Genomic DNA, 18,916 nt, shown 5'->3' with positions numbered 1-18,916 from the left:
AAATACATATAACAGGGAGAGATTCATTTAATGAGTTGGAGAAATAAAGTTGTAGGTAATACGCCTAAAGTTGAGCTGCATTCTATCACAAGTCTGGTTGCTGGTACGTATAAAACAGGAAAAACGCGACTTTGGAAAGAACTGACTGAAATGCACTACAAAAATCCAGTAGAAGAAACACTACTTATCGCGTGGGAACCAGGATTCGAGACTTGGGAATTGGAGAAAAATGTTCTACCCATTTTTGAAGAAGGGTCGGACGAAGATGCTTGGAAGCAATGGGAGTTTTTTAAAAAAGATGTGGTTCCCGGTCTCGTACAAGAAGCAAAAGAAAACAAAAAAGTTAAGTTGATCGGATTCGATACGGCAGATCGTTGTATTGATGCAGCAACGGCTTGGTTGCTAAAAGATAGAGCTAAAAAATATGGGGTTGCTCGACTTGTTTCATTGCAAGAACTAACTGAAGCTTCTAAGGGAGCAGAAAATGGATACACTGCACTTTATGATGAAATGAAAAAGCCCATTGACGCTCTTAAAGCAGCCAAATATGGAATTATGGCAATGGCATGGACTAAAGAAAAAGAAACTACTCTGTACAATGGTATGAAATATAATTCTGTTGAACTTATGATGCATCAAACAGGAAGAAAGATATTTGAATCTCAAGCAAGATTGATTTGCTGCCTATTTAATGAAGTTGTGGTCACAGATAAAGCAGGTAGTGAAGTTTCAGAAAATGTTAAGACTAAAGCAGGAAAAGAAAAAGGTCACAACTTTCATGAAACTCGTACGGTAATGGTCTTTAGACCAACTGAGTACATCTCTATTGCTGGGGGAAGCTACACAGATCTTCCCGAAGAGCCAGTAGAGTATAGTGCGGAAAATTTCATGAAGGTGTTTGAGGATGCTGTTAAGGGACAACTCAAAAAAACAAAGAAGAACATTGAAGAGCTGAAGGTCGAACAAGAACAAGAGCGTAACGAACGAGCTAAGGAATTTGCAACACAAGAAGTAGAAAAACTAAATGCGGAAGATTTGATAAATAAGATTAACCAACAAAAAGAAAGATACACTAACGATCAACTAGCAAAATACATTGTTCCAGAGTTCAAAACAATTCTTGGAACAGCGGCATATCCAACAGTTGCAGATGTGGATGCTCTTGCTAAAGCACTTAAAGTAATTACTGAGTTCCAGTTACCAGCTTAATACATATAGAGTGAGTAAAAGACAGATTTTATCATAATATAATGTCTATATGTAGTACGTATTAAGTGAAAAAATTTCTACATATAGACAATTGGAGGGATTTTTAATGGGGATTACTAGAGATACAGCCATCAATATTTTAAAACAAGAAAATGCAAAAGCAAAAAACAATTTAAGTATCCAGCCAATCACAAGATTGAAATTTATCAATACAACAGGTGATTTTGAAAGTGTTGATGATTTTTCCTTGATTGTTAAAAGAGGATCGATTAGCGAAGAATTACAGGACGCTCTTAAATTTGGGCAAACACTTACGACAAAGTTACAAGCTGAGTATGATTCGTATGTTATAGAGAAAATATATGCTGTTGTCAATCCAGCAGTCAATGAGACAGCGTTAAATAAACAACAAGTTGAAGACATTTTGAGAGTATTAGACTTTGTGAGAGGCAACAACAGGACTTCATTAACAGCATTAATAAACAATGAATCCGTTAAAAATAATAATAGTCAAAGTAACAAGACTATGAAATTTAGTGTTGAAACAATCAAAGGAGTAAAATATCTTTTTGACGTAAAAAATATGGAAGAAGTACTGAATGCTTTAAAAACTAAAGATAGAGATGAGTTTATTAAACTGGGAAGCGATGTAGTTATTAGAACTAGAGAAATAGCAGTTATTAGCAAGATTAATTAGATATTTTGGCCTCACTGCAATAGTGGGACTTCATATTAAATCAGGAGCGTGATACGTTGGGTGAGTTAATCCTCTCTCTGCTATTGACACTATCAGTATGGAACAACACTGGAGCGCAAAGTGTCAATCAAGTACGAGAAATGAAAAACACGACCATTAAGCAAGAAGTAAAGGTTGCTAAGTTGGATAAGATTAAACAGGTTAAGCATAAGAAAGATACATATAGATGGGATCGTTTTGAGTTAACTGCATACACAAACAATCAAGGTCGCAGCGTCAACGATAGGGATTATGGAAGAACTGCTTCGGGCAAGTTAACAAAAGAAGGAGTGACCATAGCTGCTGACTGGAGAGTGCTACCCAAGAATACTGTTGTATATATTGAAGGTGTAGGCAAAAGAGTGGTACAGGACAAAGGTGGAGCTATTAAAGGTCATAAAATTGATGTGTATGTAAGAACAGAAAGTGAAGCAAGACAGTTTGGTAGAAAGAAACATGTAAAAGTACGAGTAATTAAGTGGGGAGATAACAAATGAAAAAAGTATTTTTGCTAATGGGATATTCAGGTTCTGGCAAAACGGAGGTTGCTAAAGCATTGGAAGGACGAGGATATAATATCCTCCAGTCCTATACAACACGTCAACCAAGACATGAAGGTGAATGGGGGCATATCTTCGTTTCGAATGAAGTATATGAGCAACTAGATAGAGAAAACCAAGTTGCAGCTTACAGTTTTTTTGATGGTAATCATTATTTTAGTACGAAAGATCAGATTTATAATACTGATATTTATGTGGTAGATCCAGACGGAATTAAAGACCTAAAGGAAACTGTTAAAGACGTTGAATTTGTAGTTATTTATCTAAAAGTAGATAAGGAAACTCGCATGGAACGCATGAAAAATAGAGGGGATAGTGTTGATAAAATCCTCAAGCGTATTTCTGGAGATGGTCGTAAATTTAGAAAGAAACGCTTTGATTATCAAGTAATTAATTATGAATTTGCTAAAGCGGTAAATATCATCGATCTAATAATCCAGACAGAACAAGATTACTAAAGGAGGTATGCCAGTGCTACCACTTAACTTCGAACGACTATCAGAATTGTATGGTTATTTGGAAATTGACGACATTGATTATGGAGAACTCCAAGAATTACGAGATAAAATTGATGACTTGAAGCAGATTGTTGAAGATAAAATGGATGTATATTGATGAGCAGAACCAAGACGATTAAATACATAAATGAAAATTCTGTTGAGGAAATGATCAAGCAAGTAATGAATAGAGGTACAGAAATAGGTCGGGTTATTGAGGCAGCCAAGCAAAGTAGAACTGAATACGGATTAAAAGTTCAGGAGTTCATTGAACGGCTAGAAATTGCATCTATGTAAAACCTGTATTTGATCAAGAAAGGGACTTTAAAGCCCCTTTAATTTATTAAGTTCTTCGATTTTCTTGTCAGAGTTCAGTTTTACAAAAACCGTCGACATAGTGTTCTCTGGGTTATCGATCCTAATGTTTTGATTATTGAAATGTACATGATCAATGCCTAGACTGTGAAACATGAATTTCTTGCTTTGTTCAAGTCCTTCAAAAGAGAAATCGCCCATATAACGAAATACGTCATTTTCTTTAACCAATAGATCAACGTTTTTAGAGCTGACATGAACATTTAAAAGAATCATATCAGACAACTCAATTAAAAATGTCCCTTTTCTTATGCCTTGTTCTAGTCGATGCCAGTTGCCTGAAATAGCTTCATTTAGTGTGCTGCCATCGGGATAGTCGCTCATAATATACCTACCTTCTAGTTGAATTATCTATAGTATAGTAAATCTAACACATAAGTTGAAGCAAGAATATGTAAAATTGGAATAGATTTTAGTAAGGAGGAGCGATGTAATTGGATGTTATTGATTCTATCCAAAAGATCGTTGATGAGGTTTGCAAGAATGAATACATAAACGACAAATGCCCACCAGATTTTATAATAAGTTTACTGTATGAGGGAACTAATGTTCAAGAACTCGATGAACGAACGGATAAGGATCATAAAATCATTTTAACAGTAAGACATTTGGGATCGTGCTTCAGTAAAGTGATTTTTCCACAAGTAAATCGGGTATTTGGGTATGATTCCTTAAAAGAAGAAATGAAATATATGTATAACAGAACTATGTAAAATAAAGATTTGATCTAAAAAGGAGACAGAATAATGAAAAACACGGAAACAGTAACTATTTCTCAATCAGAATATACACGCTTATTAAATGATAGCGAGTTTTTAGGTTGTCTGGAGGCTTGTGGAGTGGATAATTGGGCAGGTTGGGATGATGCAATCGCTATGTCGGAGGAAATAAAGTGAGACAACATCTTAAGAGAAACTGGCTAATTTATTTACTTGCTGTACCAATTATTATGTTTTCAATTATTTTCCCCGATGTAAAGATTACGCTAACTGGGGGATTCGCTTGGGCATTAGCCTTTCTCTCATGGTTGTTTGGAATCGCCTTAGTGTGGACTGGTATTGTTGGAGGAGAATTATCTGTTAAATCAAAAGGCTTGGTGGGCTGGATTAAAGAATATAAGAAATCATCGCATTGAAGAGAGGATAATTAAAATGCAAAATAATGTATTATTGTCAGACGACGAGCTATCGGTTGTATTCGCATCTTTAATGATAGCAATTCAAGGATATGATAAATATAGGTTGGCAGGCATTAAATTAGATACCCAAACGGTTGAGGTTTTGGAGCAGATCGAGAAGTTATATCAGAGACTAATTAAAGAGTACTTTGATTTTAAGTAAAATTGATAATTTATCAGGAAAGGAGAATGAAGATGTTTAAGGATCTCAGAAAGAAGAAGAGTCCTAATTTAATCATTGAAGTAGACAATTACGAGTTGACTTGTAGTGGATGCCCCACTATTTATGATTTTGTTGATACAGAAGGAACCAATTATGATTTCTACCTTCGACATGGCTGGGCAACTATAGAGTGCAATGATACAGGGGAGAAGTTGATCTCGGGATACATGGATGGATTTGATGGAATTTGCAACTGGACAGACGTTAAGGATTGGGCTACATCTTTACAACTAGAGTTACGATAAAATCGATCATTTATCAAGAAGGAGATAATGAAAATAAAAATACTTGAATGTTCATCAAAAGGAGATAAACGATTTTCCGCTTTTTATGCGAAAGTAAAGGCATGGGGTAGGTTTAATTCAATAGAAAATCACTATCAGATGTGTAAGAGATTTGGGGATTATAAACCATCAAACTGGAAAGATGCAAAGGGAAAACAACCTACACATATTGAGTTGAACGGAAAACAATACGATCTTAATTATTTGTCACAATGGTACAAAATGCTTTGGGTAAATTATTTAGATAACCATCCTGATTTGGTAAGGTATGCAGAAGAGTTTGATGATTTTAATGACATTTTTAAAGGTAAAAGCTTGAACTGTCAAGCAGACGTAATTAGACAATACATAAAGCAAGGCAGACAATCTTTGGTGGACGAATATCAAGAACTAATGGATTTATTTAAATCGAAGTAAAATCAGCATTTGATCAGAAGGAGGTTTATAGTATGGGATTAACTGTATCGCATGGAGCATTTGACGGTGCATATTCGGCCTTCAATAGATTTAGGCAATTTGTAATGAAGTCAATTGGAGGGAATTATCCTCCACATAAGGATAAGAATCTTAGCGATGGTTATTGGTATTTTGGTGATGGATACGACACAGAAACACATCCGGGTCTTACAGAATTTTTCAAACATAGTGATTGTGATGGATATATAGAGTCTGAAATGTGTGGTGTAATTGCCAATGAATTGAAAAGCATTCTTCCGTTAGCCATTAAACTTGAGAAAATAGAAGGAACTGGTGGAGGACACATTGAGGCTCAAGGTGGCTTCGTTCAAGTGTTGAAGTACTTTATTGAAGGCTGCGAAGAGGCATGCACCAAGGGCGAACGATTAGTTTATAGGTAAAATGAAACTTTTACACTGAAAGGGGAATGTACAAATGAAATCAATTGTTATAGCAATAAGACACAAGAATGAATTTTACATGGGAACACAAGTTAGTTGGTATAGCGATTTTAAGAATGAAGGGGTATTGAAATATGATTGTGTATTAACTGACTTACCGGGAATTATGCGCACTAACACCAAGAAACTTGAGGATATTGTTATTAAAGAAACTTATGATTTTCATAGTTTATTAAAACTAGGTGATTTTATTGAAGTAGACGATAAAGAGTATAGCATTTCAAAGGTGAAACATGGTACTGATGGGACGATGTACTATTATGTGAATATTGAATATGAAGACGAGGAAAGCAAAAAAGAAGCAGATAAACAAATTGAATTGAGAAAGGCATATTTGAAAGGAAGAGAAGTTGAGAGACGGTATAGTCGAGAAGTCCAACACGCAAAAATATTCAGCAAAGATGATACAGTGTGTGAGGACGTGCAATCCACAAAACAAAAAATAGTACAAAAAATTCTCGATTCACTTAGAGACAAGAAGAGTGAGGTAAGAAAAATTACTTTTTAATTGTTTTTGTTTGATCCTGAAATGAAATTTTTGTAAACGGAAAGGAGAATGTATGGATTACAACGCGACAATGTTTACTATTAGCATATTGATTGTTGCAGGAAGCGTCTCTCTAAATAGATATCAATGGCGAAAAGCTTGGGAGGCGTATTATAAGAGACCGCATTTGACGTTTAAAGCCCCTAATGGCAAGTCCGAAGAAGAAACGGATCGTAACTAAAATAAGGAGGTCGAGTATGGCTACAGCAGAAGAACGTGAAACGGTATGTGTATGTAATGATGAAGACAATACGTGGGAAGTATATAGTTGCTCTCCTAAAACTATCACAAGAATTAAAAAAGCTGGTTTAGAGCTGCTTCGTGTAGATAGCGATGGTGGTCACTACTTTAAGGGTGATTACGGACAAGTATCGTTCCGATCCAAGAGTAATGGACGTAACTGGACACCTGAACAAAGGCAGGCTGCTGCTGATAGAATGAGAGCAATAGCAAGTAAGAGTGCGGGAGTGATCGAATGAAGAAATTGAAGGAATTTGTATTTGTACTTGAGAATTGCGAAGCGGTGACTATAGAAAGCAAATACATAGGAAACTTTAATGTCGAAAATATAAGAAGCACAATTGTTAAGCACTACAACGATATTTCTCATTATAAGATATGTGAGACTTTTTCAATAGCCATTAACAAGGAGGCTAGTAAAGATTATTATGTGTTTGGCATAAATGATGAAGAACATAAACAAAGTACTTTCAAACGACTTACTTATGGCGACATAGTTTCAATTGAAATTGTTTATGAAGATGACATCAAAGAAGACTTTTATGTTGATTGGCAAGGAGATTCTGAATATTTAAACGAAGCTCAAAAAACATACATAAGCAAGCGTGGAGATTTATTTATAGTAATATCCAAAGAAAAGTCGGTTGAATCGCAGTTTAAGCACTGGAACATCGATAGCGAAAAAGGAAGTATGAATACAATGTGGGAGATAAACTTGATCAAATAAGAATTTTACATAGAAACAACAATAAAGAGGAGAAATAATAATTGAGCGAAAATGAAAAAATTTTAACTGAGAGTAAAACAAAGAGAGATGAGTTGGTTTTTAAAGATGATGTATTGGATAAAATTAAGTTTGTAACAGTTCTCCCCGGAACATCCGAGATAACCGTAGATATGGCTGCGACTTATTATGAAGTTAGTATTGAAACTATAAAGCAGATTATCAAACGACACCGCGCTGAGTTCAATGAGTATAGTGAACTTAGATTGCTGAAGGGTAAGGCTCTGTCCGATTTTAAAAGTCAGGTACACGATGTACCCGAGTTAAAACAAGTTCCCTCTATAACTTTGATTTCGCGACGTGGCCTTTTGCGATTTGGCATGCTCCTAACTGAATCGGAAGTAGCAAAATCAATTCGAAACTATCTCCTTAATGTAGAGGAAATTTCATCTGATGAGCAGAAAAAGTGGGCTGTTGAGCGCGAAATATCGAAAAGAGAGCGAAGATACTTAACCGATGCAATAAAAGATTTCTATGAAGGAACGCTGAAAAAGGGATTTGAATATTCAACTTTTACAAATTTTGTTTATAGAGTTTTATTTGAAACAGATGCCAATGGTTTACTGAAACTATATGACCTAGATAAGAAAGACAACCTAAGAGACGCAATGAGTACTGAAGATTTAAGAAAGATAGTTGAAGTAGAACAGGTAATTAAGAATCTTATTAAATTGGGAAAGGACTACAAAGAAATTAAAGAAATTATTTTGTTAAATAAAACGAAATTTACATAAGGAAGAAGTGTGTGAACATTAGAGAGTTAATCGAAAAAATTTTAATTGCGTTTATAGTGAAAATTGTTTCATCAAGATTATGGAATATTTTTGTCAGCTTTATTTATAACAGAAAAATCAACAAAAAGATCAACAAAAAGATCAAAAGCAGCGATCCCTTTACTGAAGCTATAAAGGAATTATACAAAGATAAAGCTAAACCATACCATTATGCTTCAGAATTTGACATGATAAATAAAATAGTCATAGGAATGAGTACTAAACAGTACAAAAGTTTAAATAATATTGCTTCAAATGTGTCGCTCTTGAAGATATTAAATGAACACAAGAAACTACTATATGAGAAGCTGAAAAAGTATGACATCATACTCATGCAAGATGTTCAAGATATAAAAAAAAGAGAAGAACTGTTAAGAAACTATAGCAATTCGATAATATCAAAAGCTATTTGAGTTACATAAAAGAGGACTTTTACCGAAAGGAGGATTGTGATGACTATATACGAAGATATAGATAGGCTGCGTAGAGAAGTAGAGGAAAAAGCAGCTTTATTAAAAGCGATGGAATCAGAACATTATGATGTTAACGGCATATGGAAATTTTCAACCGAAGGTGACTGCGAAGGCCGAAGTAAAAAAGAACTTGGGACATACGAAGGCAATCTATTCGATGGTATTAGACTATATAACAGAAGCAGCTATTATTCTCTTACATGCGAAAGAGTTGGGTATCTATCGCCAACAAACAAAAGTCCTGCTAAAAAGAAGGCTCACTTTCAAGTGAGAGACAATGCAATTAGAAAAGATAATAATCAAGAAATAATTAAACAGTTGCTGCCAAGTGTACCAGATGGTTGTGCCTTAAGTAAAAGTAATTATTATGGTTGCATTGCTTTGGAATGGGAGGAATAGATTTGATATTTACTGAGCAGGACATGTTTGATAATTGCAGAGATGTGTTGCTGTTTAGGTCAACCTTTGATGGTCTTAGTAGAGGAGAAAAGATCGTAACGATTTTATTCTTTCCCGTAGGATATTTACTTGCAATGATTGGTTTAATTCTATTCTGGATAGCATTGAGACCAAATAAAATGTAAATTTTACTTAGGGAGGACTGAAAATGTTTAATAAAGAAGAAAGTAATGCTTGGTTTAGAACACGTCTTGAAAGTTTAAAGTTTATCAACGAAGGTTTCTTGTTGGATCTTAAAAATTATTCTGAAGGTAAAATCTCTCTGAACGAATTGAAAAAGATTAATGAAGATTATATTCAGAAAATATCCAAATATAGAAAAGAGTTTTATCTATTATACAACTATGTCTCTGACGATTTTTCACATTATGCTTCTCTGTTGAAAGAAGCTCTGGAAAATATATATCGTGTGATCGTAGAAGTAATACCAAACGCTCGAAACGATTTTTTCGCACGTTCTGAAATATCGACAAGACTTAAAAAAGCTGAAATTGTTTTCACGTCAATAAAGTAATTGAATTAATTTAAAAATTGAATACTAAGTATTGCACAGAGGAGAGATTGAATGAGTAATCAAACATGTACCATCAACAAGGAAGAAGTAGATGGCATCGTAAAAGACATCCTTCAAATTGAACGGTCTAAGTAAAACATAGATTTTACCATAATACATACAAAAGGATGATAAAGTATGAGTAAGTTATATGAGCTTGGGGAGCAGTATAGAGTATTTAACAATTTTGTAGATTCTGCGTGGGACAATGACGATTTAACGGAAGATGATTTGCAACTGTACATTGAGACACTAGAATCTATTGAAGATGAGATTAGTAATAAGGCAGAGAATATCGCTAAGTTCATGAAAAACATCGAGGGAGATATCAAAGCCTTAAAAGAAGAAGAGGATCGTTTGGCTAAAAAACGCAAATACCTTCAGAACAAAGTAGAAGGATTAAAGAGCTACACTCAAGCTGTGCTAGAAGTAAATAAAATTGACAAGATAGACGCGGGTCTATTTAAAGTTAGACTACAAAAGAATCCTCCATCCATTAATATTGTGAGTGAAAAAGCTATTCCAAATACATATAGAGTCCCACAACCCGATAAGATTGACACCAAGGGGTTGCTGGCTGCTGTAAAACAGGGTGTAGTTATTGATGGTGTTGAATTAGTAACAGATAAAAAGCATTTGCGTATTAGTTAGTGCAAATCCTCCAATTATGGAGGTTTTTTTATTTTAACAAACAAAAATAATGAAATATATTGATATAAAATAAGATGGATGCTATAATTGATTTATGGAAAGATATATAACAATTCAGAAAGGAGGTGAGTAAAATGTATCAATGTATTGGAGTACCCAAGAGACATTTATTCCATCTATCTCACTATGAAGGCTGTGGAGAGAAATGGGTAGTTGATTATGACAAATGTCCGATTTGCAGGGGATACTTAATTCCAGAGTCGATGGTCAACAAAGAAGCTAATCATTGTGAAGTTGCACAATTAAAATATGAAAGTATAGAGGAGGAAGGTATTTTGCCAAAACTTTTGTACGAAATTAAAAGTTATGAATATGAGAGTTATGAAGAATATCTTAATCATGCTCTAGAGATGACAAACAATGGATGGAAATTTCAATCTCAAAGTAATAACCACAAGGAAGTTGTTTGGACAATCAATCATAGGAATTAGCTAAAATCATGAATGGGGATAGCAATTATGAAGAAAAAGAAGCTAGAAAGACAATTAAGAGAGAGACGACAAAAAGAAGAAAAAGAAAAACAAGAGATTTTTAATAATCTACAAACAGTAAAAATGAAACCTAGAAATAATGAAGTCATTGAGTATTTAAAAGAATATAGTTGGAGTTGTCCCAATCATGAAGGTACGTATACATATTCAAAGAAAATTAATGAGCAATGGGGACATCCAACAAATCTTGTTTTTTGTGCTGTGTGCTGTACTTATCATAAGTTTGAGATTTTGAAGACATCTTAAAAGAGTTCTTTTATTAAGAAAGGAGCGATAAGACATGTTTAAAGAAATGTGTAGAGATGATCAAGAATTGGCTGAGTACATAGCAAGTCATTTACCCATTAGTACTGAGGATGCATCAAACTTTGTTGAGGGTGCGCTTATGGGTGGCATGTTCACCGATAAAATTAACTTTGCCATTGCATTGGGTAGTAGAGAGAGAAGAATTGAGCAGCTACAAAACCAAATATACAATTTGAAACAAAAAAATATTTAGTAAAAGGTCTGTTTCATCAAAATAACATTGAGAAAAGAGGAGTATTATGCCGACAGGATATACAAGTGCAATCTATGAAGGTGAAGAGGTTGGAGTTAGTGAATACATATTGAAATGTGCAAGAGCTTTCGGGGCTACCATTTCAATGAGAGATAAACCCTTAGATAAAGAAATTACTGAATTTAAACCGAGTACCTACAATTTGGATTCCATAAGTAGAGCCGAGAAAAGACTAAATGAAATTGAAGCAATGACTATTGACGAAGCAAATAAAAGAGCTGATGAAGCCTATCAGTCATCCTTGAGTGACTATCATGAAACTCTAAATAAAAAAAGATGCTTAAGATCTCGTTATGAATCATTGCTTCAAAAAGTAAAAGAATGGATTCCTCCTACCGAAGAACATATCAAACTGAAAGAGTTCAGTATTGAGCAGCTTACTAAAAGCATTGAATGGGATTGTAATGAAGAATACATGAATCCTCCTACTCGCTTTAGTGGTGAAGACTATATCGAGGCAGGTATTAATGGAGCTTTACAAGACATTGCTTATCATCAAAAAGCGCATTATGAAGAAGTAAAACGAATCAGCGAAAGAAACTTATGGGTTAAAAACCTTAAGGATTCACTGTAAAAGGCACGTTTCATAGGTAGGAGGAAATAGATGTATAAGAAGTATTGGAACGAAGATGGTAAACGATACATGATAAAAATTGATGAAGTCAGAGTTAATACGAGTAGAGAGCATGGGATGACTTACTACAAACTTGTTCAAAAACTTAAAATATTTCAGAAAAAGAAATACTTCTTGGGTTGGAAGTGTATTTATTTAAATCAATGGGACGAAGAAATTGGTTTGAATTTAATCAAAAGAATCCGTGAAAGTACTAATGATTGTTTCGGTAGATAAAGGAGAGAAAATTTTATGACTATAAGTGTGCCAATTGAAATTATTAAAAACAATAAAACTCAGGAATTTGTTGAGTTGCAATTAGTACATGAACGTTTAGACAATGAATTGAAAATATGCGCTATTAAGCTGGAAAATTTGTACGTCGAACTTAAAAAGATAATTAGTCCAACTGATCGTTATGGTCATTCATATACCTACAATTACGAGTACTTTAAAAAACGCAGGGCATGGAGAGAGGCATTGCTTATGCAAGATGCGATTAACGAAGTGGTTAACGTAGAAGGAGAAATTCAAGAAGTAAACGCGGCATACATAGAAGTCAGAGAGAAACTTAGAGTTATTTATAGGAAATGTGGTATGACAGATGTGGTTATTTAAGTGGTGGCTACAAGCAACTGTGGAGGAATCAGATGAACAAAACAATTAGAGTTAGTGGACTCATTTCAAAGGATGTAGAAGGAATTCTGCTTGGTTGTGAGGTTCTCGGTGAATATATAGTTAACGAATTAACACACGAAGAATTTCCTAAGTATGGTGAAAATCGTTACTGTGGTGAGGGTAACGATGGAATATGGAAAATTTACAATCACCCATTAGCTTTCATTCAAATCTATTTAAGCAGCAAAGAAATTACATATGAAGAGGCCATTGATCATCAAATTTTGAGTTCGATTGGTGAGCTGGATATTCAAGTGGATTGGGTGGGTTATTCAGAACTAACAATTTCTTATTTCAGCACAGAGCACCTAACAGTAGGTGGACACGATATAGAAAAGATCTTGTCTTCATACATTGGTAAGTATGCAATTGTTAATGTTGAAATAAAAGACGAACAATAAGTATCGGTAAAATGCGTGTTTTACAATGAGACTAAAAGAGCGATTTAATAGGTAAATATTAACACTGGAATGAAGGGAAGGATTTTAATGAAGATTAAAAAATGTGTCATTGAATTAGCAAACGGTAGATTTGCGAAATTTGAACAAGAGTCAGATACAGACATCAAAGTTTATTCTCGGGACTTTTATAACGCCGAATTTTTGTCTGAGGATTATGCAGAAACACAATTTTATGACTTAGTTAATCAGGATTGTGGATGGACTTATTTCGGAGAATGCATTGAACCAAAAGAAATTAGAAAAGTAGAGATCGAACTTATCTAATCATAGAGAGGTGAAAAATGAAGGTAAATACAGACAGTATCTGTTTAAAGTGTAATTACTTTTGGCATGAGTGTGGAGACACAATGCAACAAGAAGAATATGAATGTTTTGAGACATGTAGCAGCCCAGATGACAGCATTCAGCAAACTTTTGAAGACAGCTACGAGATTAATGAATGTAAAGGATTCTCAGCAGATAATTAATATAAAAAATACATATACATAGGAGAATTAAATAATGAACAAAGAACAGAAAGAGTTACCTATGAAAGAGGAAGAAGACTATAATTACCAATGTTTTAATACAATGATGAATTCCCTTTTTGATCTGGCAAACGAACTACCATGGCAGGTTGGAAGAGGACGAAGAATTGACTGATGCGGAAGTAGTATTTTTACGAAGCTTTGACACTTACATTGATTCAAGTTGTGAACTGGATGATGTAGAGGAGGCTACAGAAAATGTTTAAAGTGACACCTACCTACAATTTGACTTTGGTAAAAGAAGTTTATAGCGTACAACAGCTTGAAAATGGACTTACACAATTTCTTTTGTTTGATGAATATTCCAAAAGGTGGCTCTGGATGCCTTCGAGTGAGTATATCCCTTTCAATGATACTCAAATTAAGACGAGAAAAAATAAAAAAGCATCAGAGTTGGAGTGATTTCAGATCGAAAAAATAATTGAATGGGCAATCAATTACTCTAAAAACGCTAAGAAGGTCGTTGATGTACTTAACTATCATCAAATCATGCCTGAGGATTCTTATAGGGCTGAAGGCAGAATTCAGGCAATAGAAGATGTTTTAAAATTTATTGAAGACAAAGAATTAAAAGAAGATTGTAAATACTGTAGCGGCAAGCCATTCGTAGATAGAGAGCCTTTAATGAAGGCCCAATTAAGTGATTATAGTGTAACCATCAACAGTGTCAATTATTTGGAAGACAGCATTATCGGAGGAAGTGCTTCGCATTCTTTATATGGAGTGAAAATAAATCACTGTCCGATTTGTGGTAGGAAACTAAAGGTTTAAATGAAATACATATTTGATCAAGAGAAAAGGACAATTGATTATGGAATTAAATAATAGAGTAGTGATTGATAATATTAAAGAATGTCCCGAATCACATAAGAAATATCTGCAAAAAATTGGGCTAGTAAAAGTAATTGATGACATAACAATGGATGGTGTGACTATTGTAGGAGTCATATTTTTAAACGACGAATCATTAAATAATGATTATTATTTGCAATGTAAGAAAAGCAATATAATTCCGATGAAACCTCATATGGTGAAGTTCTATCGGCATAATTTACGAATTGAGCATTCCTGATGAAATGAACATTTTAATATAAAGGTGACAAAAATTCTAATTACTTATCTTAATACTGCTTTACGTATGTTGGCGGCGATGACAATACTATACCTACCTTGTCGCCTCATAAGTTTCACTAACAAGTCAAAATTCTCTCATAAAACATATTTTTATGTAATGATGGGGTCATTTATTTTAATTGCAGCGCAACAGGGATATTAGATTTTTAAGAAAGAGGTGATGCTAATGGTTGACTTCGCATGGCTTAATTCCCCTGAAGGAAGAGAAGAAATAAACAGAAGACGTGAAGAACGCAGAGTACAGGAGAAGCTAGAAAGTAAAACACTATCATTCACTGGACACCGTCCAAATAAATTAGGAAATTGCTACAGCCTTACGGATAAACAATCAATATACATAAAGAATAAAATTGAACCAGTACTAATTGATTTAATTAAGAACGAGGGAGTTGAGCGCTTTATATCCGGTGGAGCAATTGGGTTTGACCAAATAGCCTTTTGGACAGTTCAAGGACTTAAAAAGAAACACTGCCCCAACATCGTTAATATTGTTGCTGTACCATTTAAAAATCAGCCAATAAAATGGTCAGATAAGGAAACTCAATTGTGGTATAAGAAGATGCTTGATACAGCAGATGAAGTTGTTTGTGTAGACGAGCTACCTCTGTATGGAGTAGAGGGAGTGCCGATTGGTGAGTATCATGTAGCGAAAATGCAAAAGAGAAATGAATACATGGTAGATAAATCAAGGATTGTTGTTGCTGCTTGGGATGGAGCGAAGGGTGGCACTGGTAACTGTTGTAGATATGCAAGAAAAGTGGGGAGAACACTATATACGTTAAAGCCCCAGCATGATTTCAAGTTGGATGTTTTATATGGGATTAATGGATAGGAGGGGAGAAAATGAAATATAAAATTTGGGATTACCTCGAAGGAAGATTTTTGACTGAGACCGAGAGTCAAAAGTTTGGAATTGGTACGGATGGTAAACTGTACGAATTTAATTCAAAGCCTCACGACAGGTATGCTTGGGCAAGTAAAACGGTCGCCCCGATTACTATGAGAATGAGTTTGAATAAAATTGGGCTTTTACGATGACTTAAATAGGATAAGGAGGTAACTGTATATGAAGGTTGTTTACTCAAAATGGCACAATAATTATGATGAATTAGTACTTGGACAAGAATATAACGCTCAATATTATAAAAAAGGATGGTTGTTAATTGATACAGTTTTGTACAGAGAGGACTGTTTTCAGATAGTAAACAACTTAAACAATGCAATCTCAATTGCTGCAACTATGCATAATGGTCAAGTTGATAAAGGTGGTAATCCATATATCTTACATCCATTGCGTATAATGATGAAAATGCAATCAAATGAAGAACAAATTGTGGCTGTACTACATGACATCTTAGAAGACACAACCATGACTGAAGAAAAACTGTCAGAAGATTTCACGAGTCAAATTATTGATGCAGTTATTGCTTTAACAAGACAAGAGAACGAATCATATATGGATTTTATTCGTCGATGTAAGCAAAATGAACTGGCACGAAAAGTTAAGATTGCTGATATTGAAGACAACATGGATTTGAGTAGGATTGAGCAACCAACAAAGAAGGATTATGAGCGAATAAAGAAATATGAAAAGGCATTAAAGGAGCTAATGAGAATTGAAGAGTGATTTAGAATTGTTTCAGCAGATTTATAAAGTAGCAAGTGCTCTGGATCTTGAATTATGTACTGTATTGAATCGTGGCAAAAGTACTGTGAGTGGTGCAGAGTATTAAGAGTTAATGGAATTGATGATTGAAGTGGAAGATTATTTAGAGTTAAAAGCAAGTAAAAGCATCGTTTTACCAAGATAGGGGATTACATAAAATGGCAAAACAGAAGACTAATGTTCAATACCAGTTTCCACCCAAAACAGATAATGTATTTAGGATATACCTTAAAACAAATCACATGAACAGTCTAATTGTTGTTCGTTTTGAGTTGCCCACTGGAGAGGAGTTCACAAGGAACTATGGAAACATCCCTTCAAATGCACTCTTAATTGAATATAAGGGTAATGAATTCGAATTATACATAGATGGCGAATATGTCGGGCAAAGAGTTCTTATTGAGACAGATAGTAGTATGTTTAAATACGATACTATTGAATAGTTAATTAGTTAGTTGTACACTATAAGAACAAACGTTCTAGGAGTGTGTGCAGCCATGAGTAATCGTATAACATCTAATGAAGACACTCAGCTTGTAATTGATTTTATACAACTTCCATACGTGTTGGATGTACTGGAACTTAACTTAAAAAAGATTAAACAGTCTGACTTAAAAATGAAGGAATTGTTTGTATTGTATCTTGAAGGCTTGCAAAGTAGAGTATTGACGGATTTGAAAGTTGTCCGTCAAAAAATGAGGCAGCGAGGAATAAAGGTGTTTGATGGGGCTAGGTCAGACAAGGACTTAGTAACTGAGTATCTGTGCCGTGGATATACTCACACTATGCGATTTCTTTGGTCTAAAATCAGGAATGATGTAGAAGTAAGGATAGCAGCCTACATGGATGTTGACTTGAGTAAATTGGTCAGGCTGGATTGATTCAGCTTGACTTATATAAACAAATATAATAATATTATTTATGTAGTATACTGAATATTTAGAGCTTTACATAGGAAAATGCTGTATAATATTGATGTCACAATCTTGTAGGGAGGAAGTTAATTGGAAGTTCCAGAGTCAATAAAAGAAACGATCCGTGTAAACGCTAAAGCGAATTCAATAGCAAACGAAACGGATTTAAGAATTCGAAATTGGATGAGTGAGAATAATATACTTACGATAGCACAATCGACCAGTTAATTGATTGCTGCGATCTTGGCTCTGATCCCGAAGCATTCATTGAATTTCTTGAAAAAGGTGAATTCGACAGATCGAATGGTCGTGAATATGAGGGAAAAGAGTAAACAACTAGATAAGTAAAAAGATAATTTTATGAGGTGAAATTTATACATGAATTATAATGTTATATTGCAATATTTAGAGCATTACTTTCAAAAGAAAATACAGATAAACCACATTGTGGGTGTTTATGCCGACGGAATAACTTTGGAGTTTTTGAAAGAAAGTATTAAGGATAGCTATCTAGTTGATTTAAGTGATTTGAGCGATATTGAAAATATGAAAGTTGACCTTTTTATCAAAACAGTTGCTGAAAGAATGTAAAATTAAACGAAAGGGTGAAACAAGATGGCTAAAGTAGATACAAAACCATATCTAAACAAACTGATGCTTTTGGAGGAAGCAGCGACCGAAAAAGGAATCAGTGAAGAATGGCTAGTACAAGTAGGAGAAGGGTTGAAATTATATTTGGAACATTGTTTGCAAAATAACAATGACGCAACAATAGGCAGTCTCATACAATGGCTGGAAAAACGTTCAAAAGAATTTTTAGCAAAGTGAGTATAACGAATCTTTTATTAAGTCGTAAGATATTTTAAAAATAAAGGAGAGATTACAATAATCAGCATATACAATCAAATGCTCAAAGAGGGAGCCATCCCATATAATGCGGGTTCCCTTAATGGAGATATCAGTCTAGAGGAATTAGAAAGATATGCTCATTATTTTACTATGAGATGCTGGGGAGCACCTTTCAGTGGCAGGATTGAGCTTATCAATCGAGAATGGAAACGAAAATCAGCTTGCTTTTTACATAATGGACTAATAATACGATTCAGCTCTATAACAAACCAAAGTCAATCAATGAATGAAGTTCTTAAAGTTGTTACATGAATTAGTGCATTGGCGATTGTATACAACAGGAGAGTCATGTGAAGATGATACTAAAGAGTTTGTTGAAGAAGCATTGAGGGTTGGTGCATCATTTAGTGGAGCAAAGAAAGCACAAGAAGCGTTTCAAAAATATTTTTAATGAAATGTGAGATTTATCAGAAGCAAGGAGTTCAGTGAGAATAGTCTTCTATTGT

General features: G+C 34.3%; 39 protein-coding genes. 38 read left to right on the top strand and 1 reads right to left on the bottom strand.

Annotation, left to right across the window (positions count from 1 at the left end; all coding sequences use genetic code 11):
- Positions 1-30: 30 nt before the first annotated feature.
- The 6 genes from MHB54_RS00695 to MHB54_RS00670 all read left to right on the top strand — a co-directional run bounded on the left by MHB54_RS00695 (position 31) and on the right by MHB54_RS00670 (position 3,299).
- Positions 31-1,209, top strand: a complete 1,179-nt coding sequence (locus MHB54_RS00695) for an AAA family ATPase (protein ID WP_068940508.1) — start codon at positions 31-33, stop codon at positions 1,207-1,209.
- Between the two features lie 106 nt (positions 1,210-1,315).
- On the top strand, positions 1,316-1,906 hold the full coding sequence (locus MHB54_RS00690) for a hypothetical protein (protein ID WP_340981221.1): 591 nt from the start codon (positions 1,316-1,318) through the stop codon (positions 1,904-1,906).
- A 56-nt stretch (positions 1,907-1,962) separates the two neighbouring features.
- Positions 1,963-2,442, top strand: coding sequence for a 3D domain-containing protein (locus MHB54_RS00685; protein ID WP_340981220.1), 480 nt, complete (start codon positions 1,963-1,965; stop codon positions 2,440-2,442).
- Positions 2,439-2,963: an AAA family ATPase gene (locus tag MHB54_RS00680; protein WP_340981219.1), complete on the top strand. Its 525-nt coding sequence runs from the start codon at positions 2,439-2,441 to the stop codon at positions 2,961-2,963. Before MHB54_RS00685 ends, MHB54_RS00680 begins: the two co-directional genes overlap by 4 nt.
- Before the next feature lie 13 nt (positions 2,964-2,976).
- The gene (locus MHB54_RS00675; protein ID WP_311078179.1) at positions 2,977-3,120 is read left to right on the top strand and encodes a hypothetical protein; all 144 of its coding nucleotides are present in this window, start codon (positions 2,977-2,979) and stop codon (positions 3,118-3,120) included.
- Entirely contained in the window at positions 3,120-3,299 is a 180-nt protein-coding gene (locus tag MHB54_RS00670) for a hypothetical protein (protein WP_340981217.1), read from the top strand. Before MHB54_RS00675 ends, MHB54_RS00670 begins: the two co-directional genes overlap by 1 nt.
- A gap of 27 nt (positions 3,300-3,326) precedes the next feature.
- On the opposite strand, the gene MHB54_RS00665 is transcribed toward MHB54_RS00670, so the two are convergent.
- Complete coding sequence (locus MHB54_RS00665) at positions 3,327-3,701, bottom strand: hypothetical protein (RefSeq protein WP_340981216.1); 375 nt, start codon at positions 3,699-3,701, stop codon at positions 3,327-3,329.
- Between the two features lie 110 nt (positions 3,702-3,811).
- On the opposite strand from MHB54_RS00665, the gene MHB54_RS00660 reads away from it, so the two are divergent.
- The 32 genes from MHB54_RS00660 to MHB54_RS00505 all read left to right on the top strand — a co-directional run bounded on the left by MHB54_RS00660 (position 3,812) and on the right by MHB54_RS00505 (position 18,861).
- Positions 3,812-4,090: a hypothetical protein gene (locus MHB54_RS00660; RefSeq protein ID WP_340981213.1), complete on the top strand. Its 279-nt coding sequence runs from the start codon at positions 3,812-3,814 to the stop codon at positions 4,088-4,090.
- 33 nt (positions 4,091-4,123) lie between these two features.
- Positions 4,124-4,273, top strand: a complete 150-nt coding sequence (locus MHB54_RS00655; RefSeq protein ID WP_340981211.1) for a hypothetical protein — start codon at positions 4,124-4,126, stop codon at positions 4,271-4,273.
- On the top strand, positions 4,270-4,512 hold the full coding sequence (locus MHB54_RS00650; protein WP_340981210.1) for a hypothetical protein: 243 nt from the start codon (positions 4,270-4,272) through the stop codon (positions 4,510-4,512). The genes MHB54_RS00655 and MHB54_RS00650 overlap by 4 nt, the downstream gene beginning before the upstream one ends.
- Positions 4,513-4,749: 237 nt before the next feature.
- Entirely contained in the window at positions 4,750-5,022 is a 273-nt protein-coding gene (locus MHB54_RS00645) for a hypothetical protein (protein ID WP_340981209.1), read from the top strand.
- Positions 5,023-5,049: 27 nt separating this feature from the next.
- A complete protein-coding gene (locus tag MHB54_RS00640; protein ID WP_340981208.1) occupies positions 5,050-5,478 on the top strand; it encodes a DarT1-associated NADAR antitoxin family protein in 429 nt (142 codons plus the stop codon).
- Between the two features lie 32 nt (positions 5,479-5,510).
- Complete coding sequence (locus MHB54_RS00635) at positions 5,511-5,918, top strand: hypothetical protein (RefSeq protein WP_068940982.1); 408 nt, start codon at positions 5,511-5,513, stop codon at positions 5,916-5,918.
- A gap of 34 nt (positions 5,919-5,952) precedes the next feature.
- The gene (locus MHB54_RS00630; protein ID WP_340981204.1) at positions 5,953-6,486 is read left to right on the top strand and encodes a hypothetical protein; all 534 of its coding nucleotides are present in this window, start codon (positions 5,953-5,955) and stop codon (positions 6,484-6,486) included.
- A gap of 236 nt (positions 6,487-6,722) precedes the next feature.
- Positions 6,723-7,004, top strand: a complete 282-nt coding sequence (locus tag MHB54_RS00625) for a hypothetical protein (RefSeq protein ID WP_340981203.1) — start codon at positions 6,723-6,725, stop codon at positions 7,002-7,004.
- Positions 7,001-7,492, top strand: a complete 492-nt coding sequence (locus MHB54_RS00620; RefSeq protein ID WP_340981202.1) for a hypothetical protein — start codon at positions 7,001-7,003, stop codon at positions 7,490-7,492. The genes MHB54_RS00625 and MHB54_RS00620 overlap by 4 nt, the downstream gene beginning before the upstream one ends.
- Before the next feature lie 41 nt (positions 7,493-7,533).
- Positions 7,534-8,283, top strand: a complete 750-nt coding sequence (locus MHB54_RS00615; protein ID WP_340981201.1) for a hypothetical protein — start codon at positions 7,534-7,536, stop codon at positions 8,281-8,283.
- A gap of 11 nt (positions 8,284-8,294) precedes the next feature.
- Entirely contained in the window at positions 8,295-8,735 is a 441-nt protein-coding gene (locus tag MHB54_RS00610; protein ID WP_340981199.1) for a hypothetical protein, read from the top strand.
- 39 nt (positions 8,736-8,774) lie between these two features.
- Positions 8,775-9,194: a hypothetical protein gene (locus MHB54_RS00605; protein WP_340981198.1), complete on the top strand. Its 420-nt coding sequence runs from the start codon at positions 8,775-8,777 to the stop codon at positions 9,192-9,194.
- Between the two features lie 208 nt (positions 9,195-9,402).
- On the top strand, positions 9,403-9,768 hold the full coding sequence (locus tag MHB54_RS00600) for a hypothetical protein (RefSeq protein WP_340981197.1): 366 nt from the start codon (positions 9,403-9,405) through the stop codon (positions 9,766-9,768).
- 177 nt (positions 9,769-9,945) lie between these two features.
- Positions 9,946-10,458, top strand: a complete 513-nt coding sequence (locus MHB54_RS00595; RefSeq protein WP_340981196.1) for a siphovirus Gp157 family protein — start codon at positions 9,946-9,948, stop codon at positions 10,456-10,458.
- 134 nt (positions 10,459-10,592) lie between these two features.
- Positions 10,593-10,949 carry a hypothetical protein gene (locus MHB54_RS00590; RefSeq protein ID WP_340981195.1) on the top strand — a complete coding sequence of 119 codons (357 nt, stop codon included), beginning with the start codon at positions 10,593-10,595 and terminating at the stop codon, positions 10,947-10,949.
- 27 nt (positions 10,950-10,976) lie between these two features.
- Positions 10,977-11,255: a hypothetical protein gene (locus MHB54_RS00585; protein ID WP_340981194.1), complete on the top strand. Its 279-nt coding sequence runs from the start codon at positions 10,977-10,979 to the stop codon at positions 11,253-11,255.
- A gap of 34 nt (positions 11,256-11,289) precedes the next feature.
- The gene (locus MHB54_RS00580; protein WP_340981192.1) at positions 11,290-11,508 is read left to right on the top strand and encodes a hypothetical protein; all 219 of its coding nucleotides are present in this window, start codon (positions 11,290-11,292) and stop codon (positions 11,506-11,508) included.
- A gap of 46 nt (positions 11,509-11,554) precedes the next feature.
- Positions 11,555-12,142 (top strand): hypothetical protein, encoded by a 588-nt coding sequence (locus MHB54_RS00575; RefSeq protein WP_340981191.1) that lies wholly within the window; start codon positions 11,555-11,557, stop codon positions 12,140-12,142.
- Positions 12,143-12,172: 30 nt separating this feature from the next.
- Positions 12,173-12,418, top strand: coding sequence for a hypothetical protein (locus MHB54_RS00570; RefSeq protein ID WP_340981190.1), 246 nt, complete (start codon positions 12,173-12,175; stop codon positions 12,416-12,418).
- 15 nt (positions 12,419-12,433) lie between these two features.
- On the top strand, positions 12,434-12,799 hold the full coding sequence (locus MHB54_RS00565; protein WP_340981189.1) for a hypothetical protein: 366 nt from the start codon (positions 12,434-12,436) through the stop codon (positions 12,797-12,799).
- Between the two features lie 32 nt (positions 12,800-12,831).
- On the top strand, positions 12,832-13,260 hold the full coding sequence (locus MHB54_RS00560; protein WP_340981188.1) for a hypothetical protein: 429 nt from the start codon (positions 12,832-12,834) through the stop codon (positions 13,258-13,260).
- Positions 13,261-13,347: 87 nt separating this feature from the next.
- Entirely contained in the window at positions 13,348-13,584 is a 237-nt protein-coding gene (locus MHB54_RS00555; protein WP_068940416.1) for a hypothetical protein, read from the top strand.
- A gap of 237 nt (positions 13,585-13,821) precedes the next feature.
- Positions 13,822-13,962, top strand: coding sequence for a hypothetical protein (locus MHB54_RS00550; RefSeq protein WP_340981187.1), 141 nt, complete (start codon positions 13,822-13,824; stop codon positions 13,960-13,962).
- A gap of 83 nt (positions 13,963-14,045) precedes the next feature.
- Positions 14,046-14,249 (top strand): hypothetical protein, encoded by a 204-nt coding sequence (locus MHB54_RS00545; protein ID WP_340981186.1) that lies wholly within the window; start codon positions 14,046-14,048, stop codon positions 14,247-14,249.
- A gap of 898 nt (positions 14,250-15,147) precedes the next feature.
- Positions 15,148-15,813, top strand: a complete 666-nt coding sequence (locus MHB54_RS00540) for an SLOG family protein (protein WP_340981184.1) — start codon at positions 15,148-15,150, stop codon at positions 15,811-15,813.
- An 11-nt stretch (positions 15,814-15,824) separates the two neighbouring features.
- Positions 15,825-16,019 carry a hypothetical protein gene (locus tag MHB54_RS00535; RefSeq protein WP_340981183.1) on the top strand — a complete coding sequence of 65 codons (195 nt, stop codon included), beginning with the start codon at positions 15,825-15,827 and terminating at the stop codon, positions 16,017-16,019.
- A gap of 28 nt (positions 16,020-16,047) precedes the next feature.
- Positions 16,048-16,608: an HD domain-containing protein gene (locus tag MHB54_RS00530; protein ID WP_340981181.1), complete on the top strand. Its 561-nt coding sequence runs from the start codon at positions 16,048-16,050 to the stop codon at positions 16,606-16,608.
- A gap of 197 nt (positions 16,609-16,805) precedes the next feature.
- On the top strand, positions 16,806-17,090 hold the full coding sequence (locus MHB54_RS00525; RefSeq protein ID WP_340981180.1) for a hypothetical protein: 285 nt from the start codon (positions 16,806-16,808) through the stop codon (positions 17,088-17,090).
- Positions 17,091-17,144: 54 nt separating this feature from the next.
- Complete coding sequence (locus MHB54_RS00520) at positions 17,145-17,528, top strand: hypothetical protein (RefSeq protein WP_340981179.1); 384 nt, start codon at positions 17,145-17,147, stop codon at positions 17,526-17,528.
- A gap of 411 nt (positions 17,529-17,939) precedes the next feature.
- On the top strand, positions 17,940-18,152 hold the full coding sequence (locus tag MHB54_RS00515; protein WP_340981177.1) for a hypothetical protein: 213 nt from the start codon (positions 17,940-17,942) through the stop codon (positions 18,150-18,152).
- A gap of 24 nt (positions 18,153-18,176) precedes the next feature.
- Positions 18,177-18,389, top strand: coding sequence for a hypothetical protein (locus tag MHB54_RS00510; RefSeq protein ID WP_340981175.1), 213 nt, complete (start codon positions 18,177-18,179; stop codon positions 18,387-18,389).
- Positions 18,390-18,711: 322 nt separating this feature from the next.
- A complete protein-coding gene (locus MHB54_RS00505; RefSeq protein ID WP_340981173.1) occupies positions 18,712-18,861 on the top strand; it encodes a hypothetical protein in 150 nt (49 codons plus the stop codon).
- Positions 18,862-18,916 lie beyond the last annotated feature (55 nt).

Source organism: Paenibacillus sp. FSL M7-0802 (assembly GCF_038004945.1).
GTDB classification, from domain to species: Bacteria; Bacillota; Bacilli; order Paenibacillales; family Paenibacillaceae; genus Paenibacillus; species Paenibacillus polymyxa_B.
This window is presented reverse-complemented; position numbering and strand designations above follow the sequence as displayed.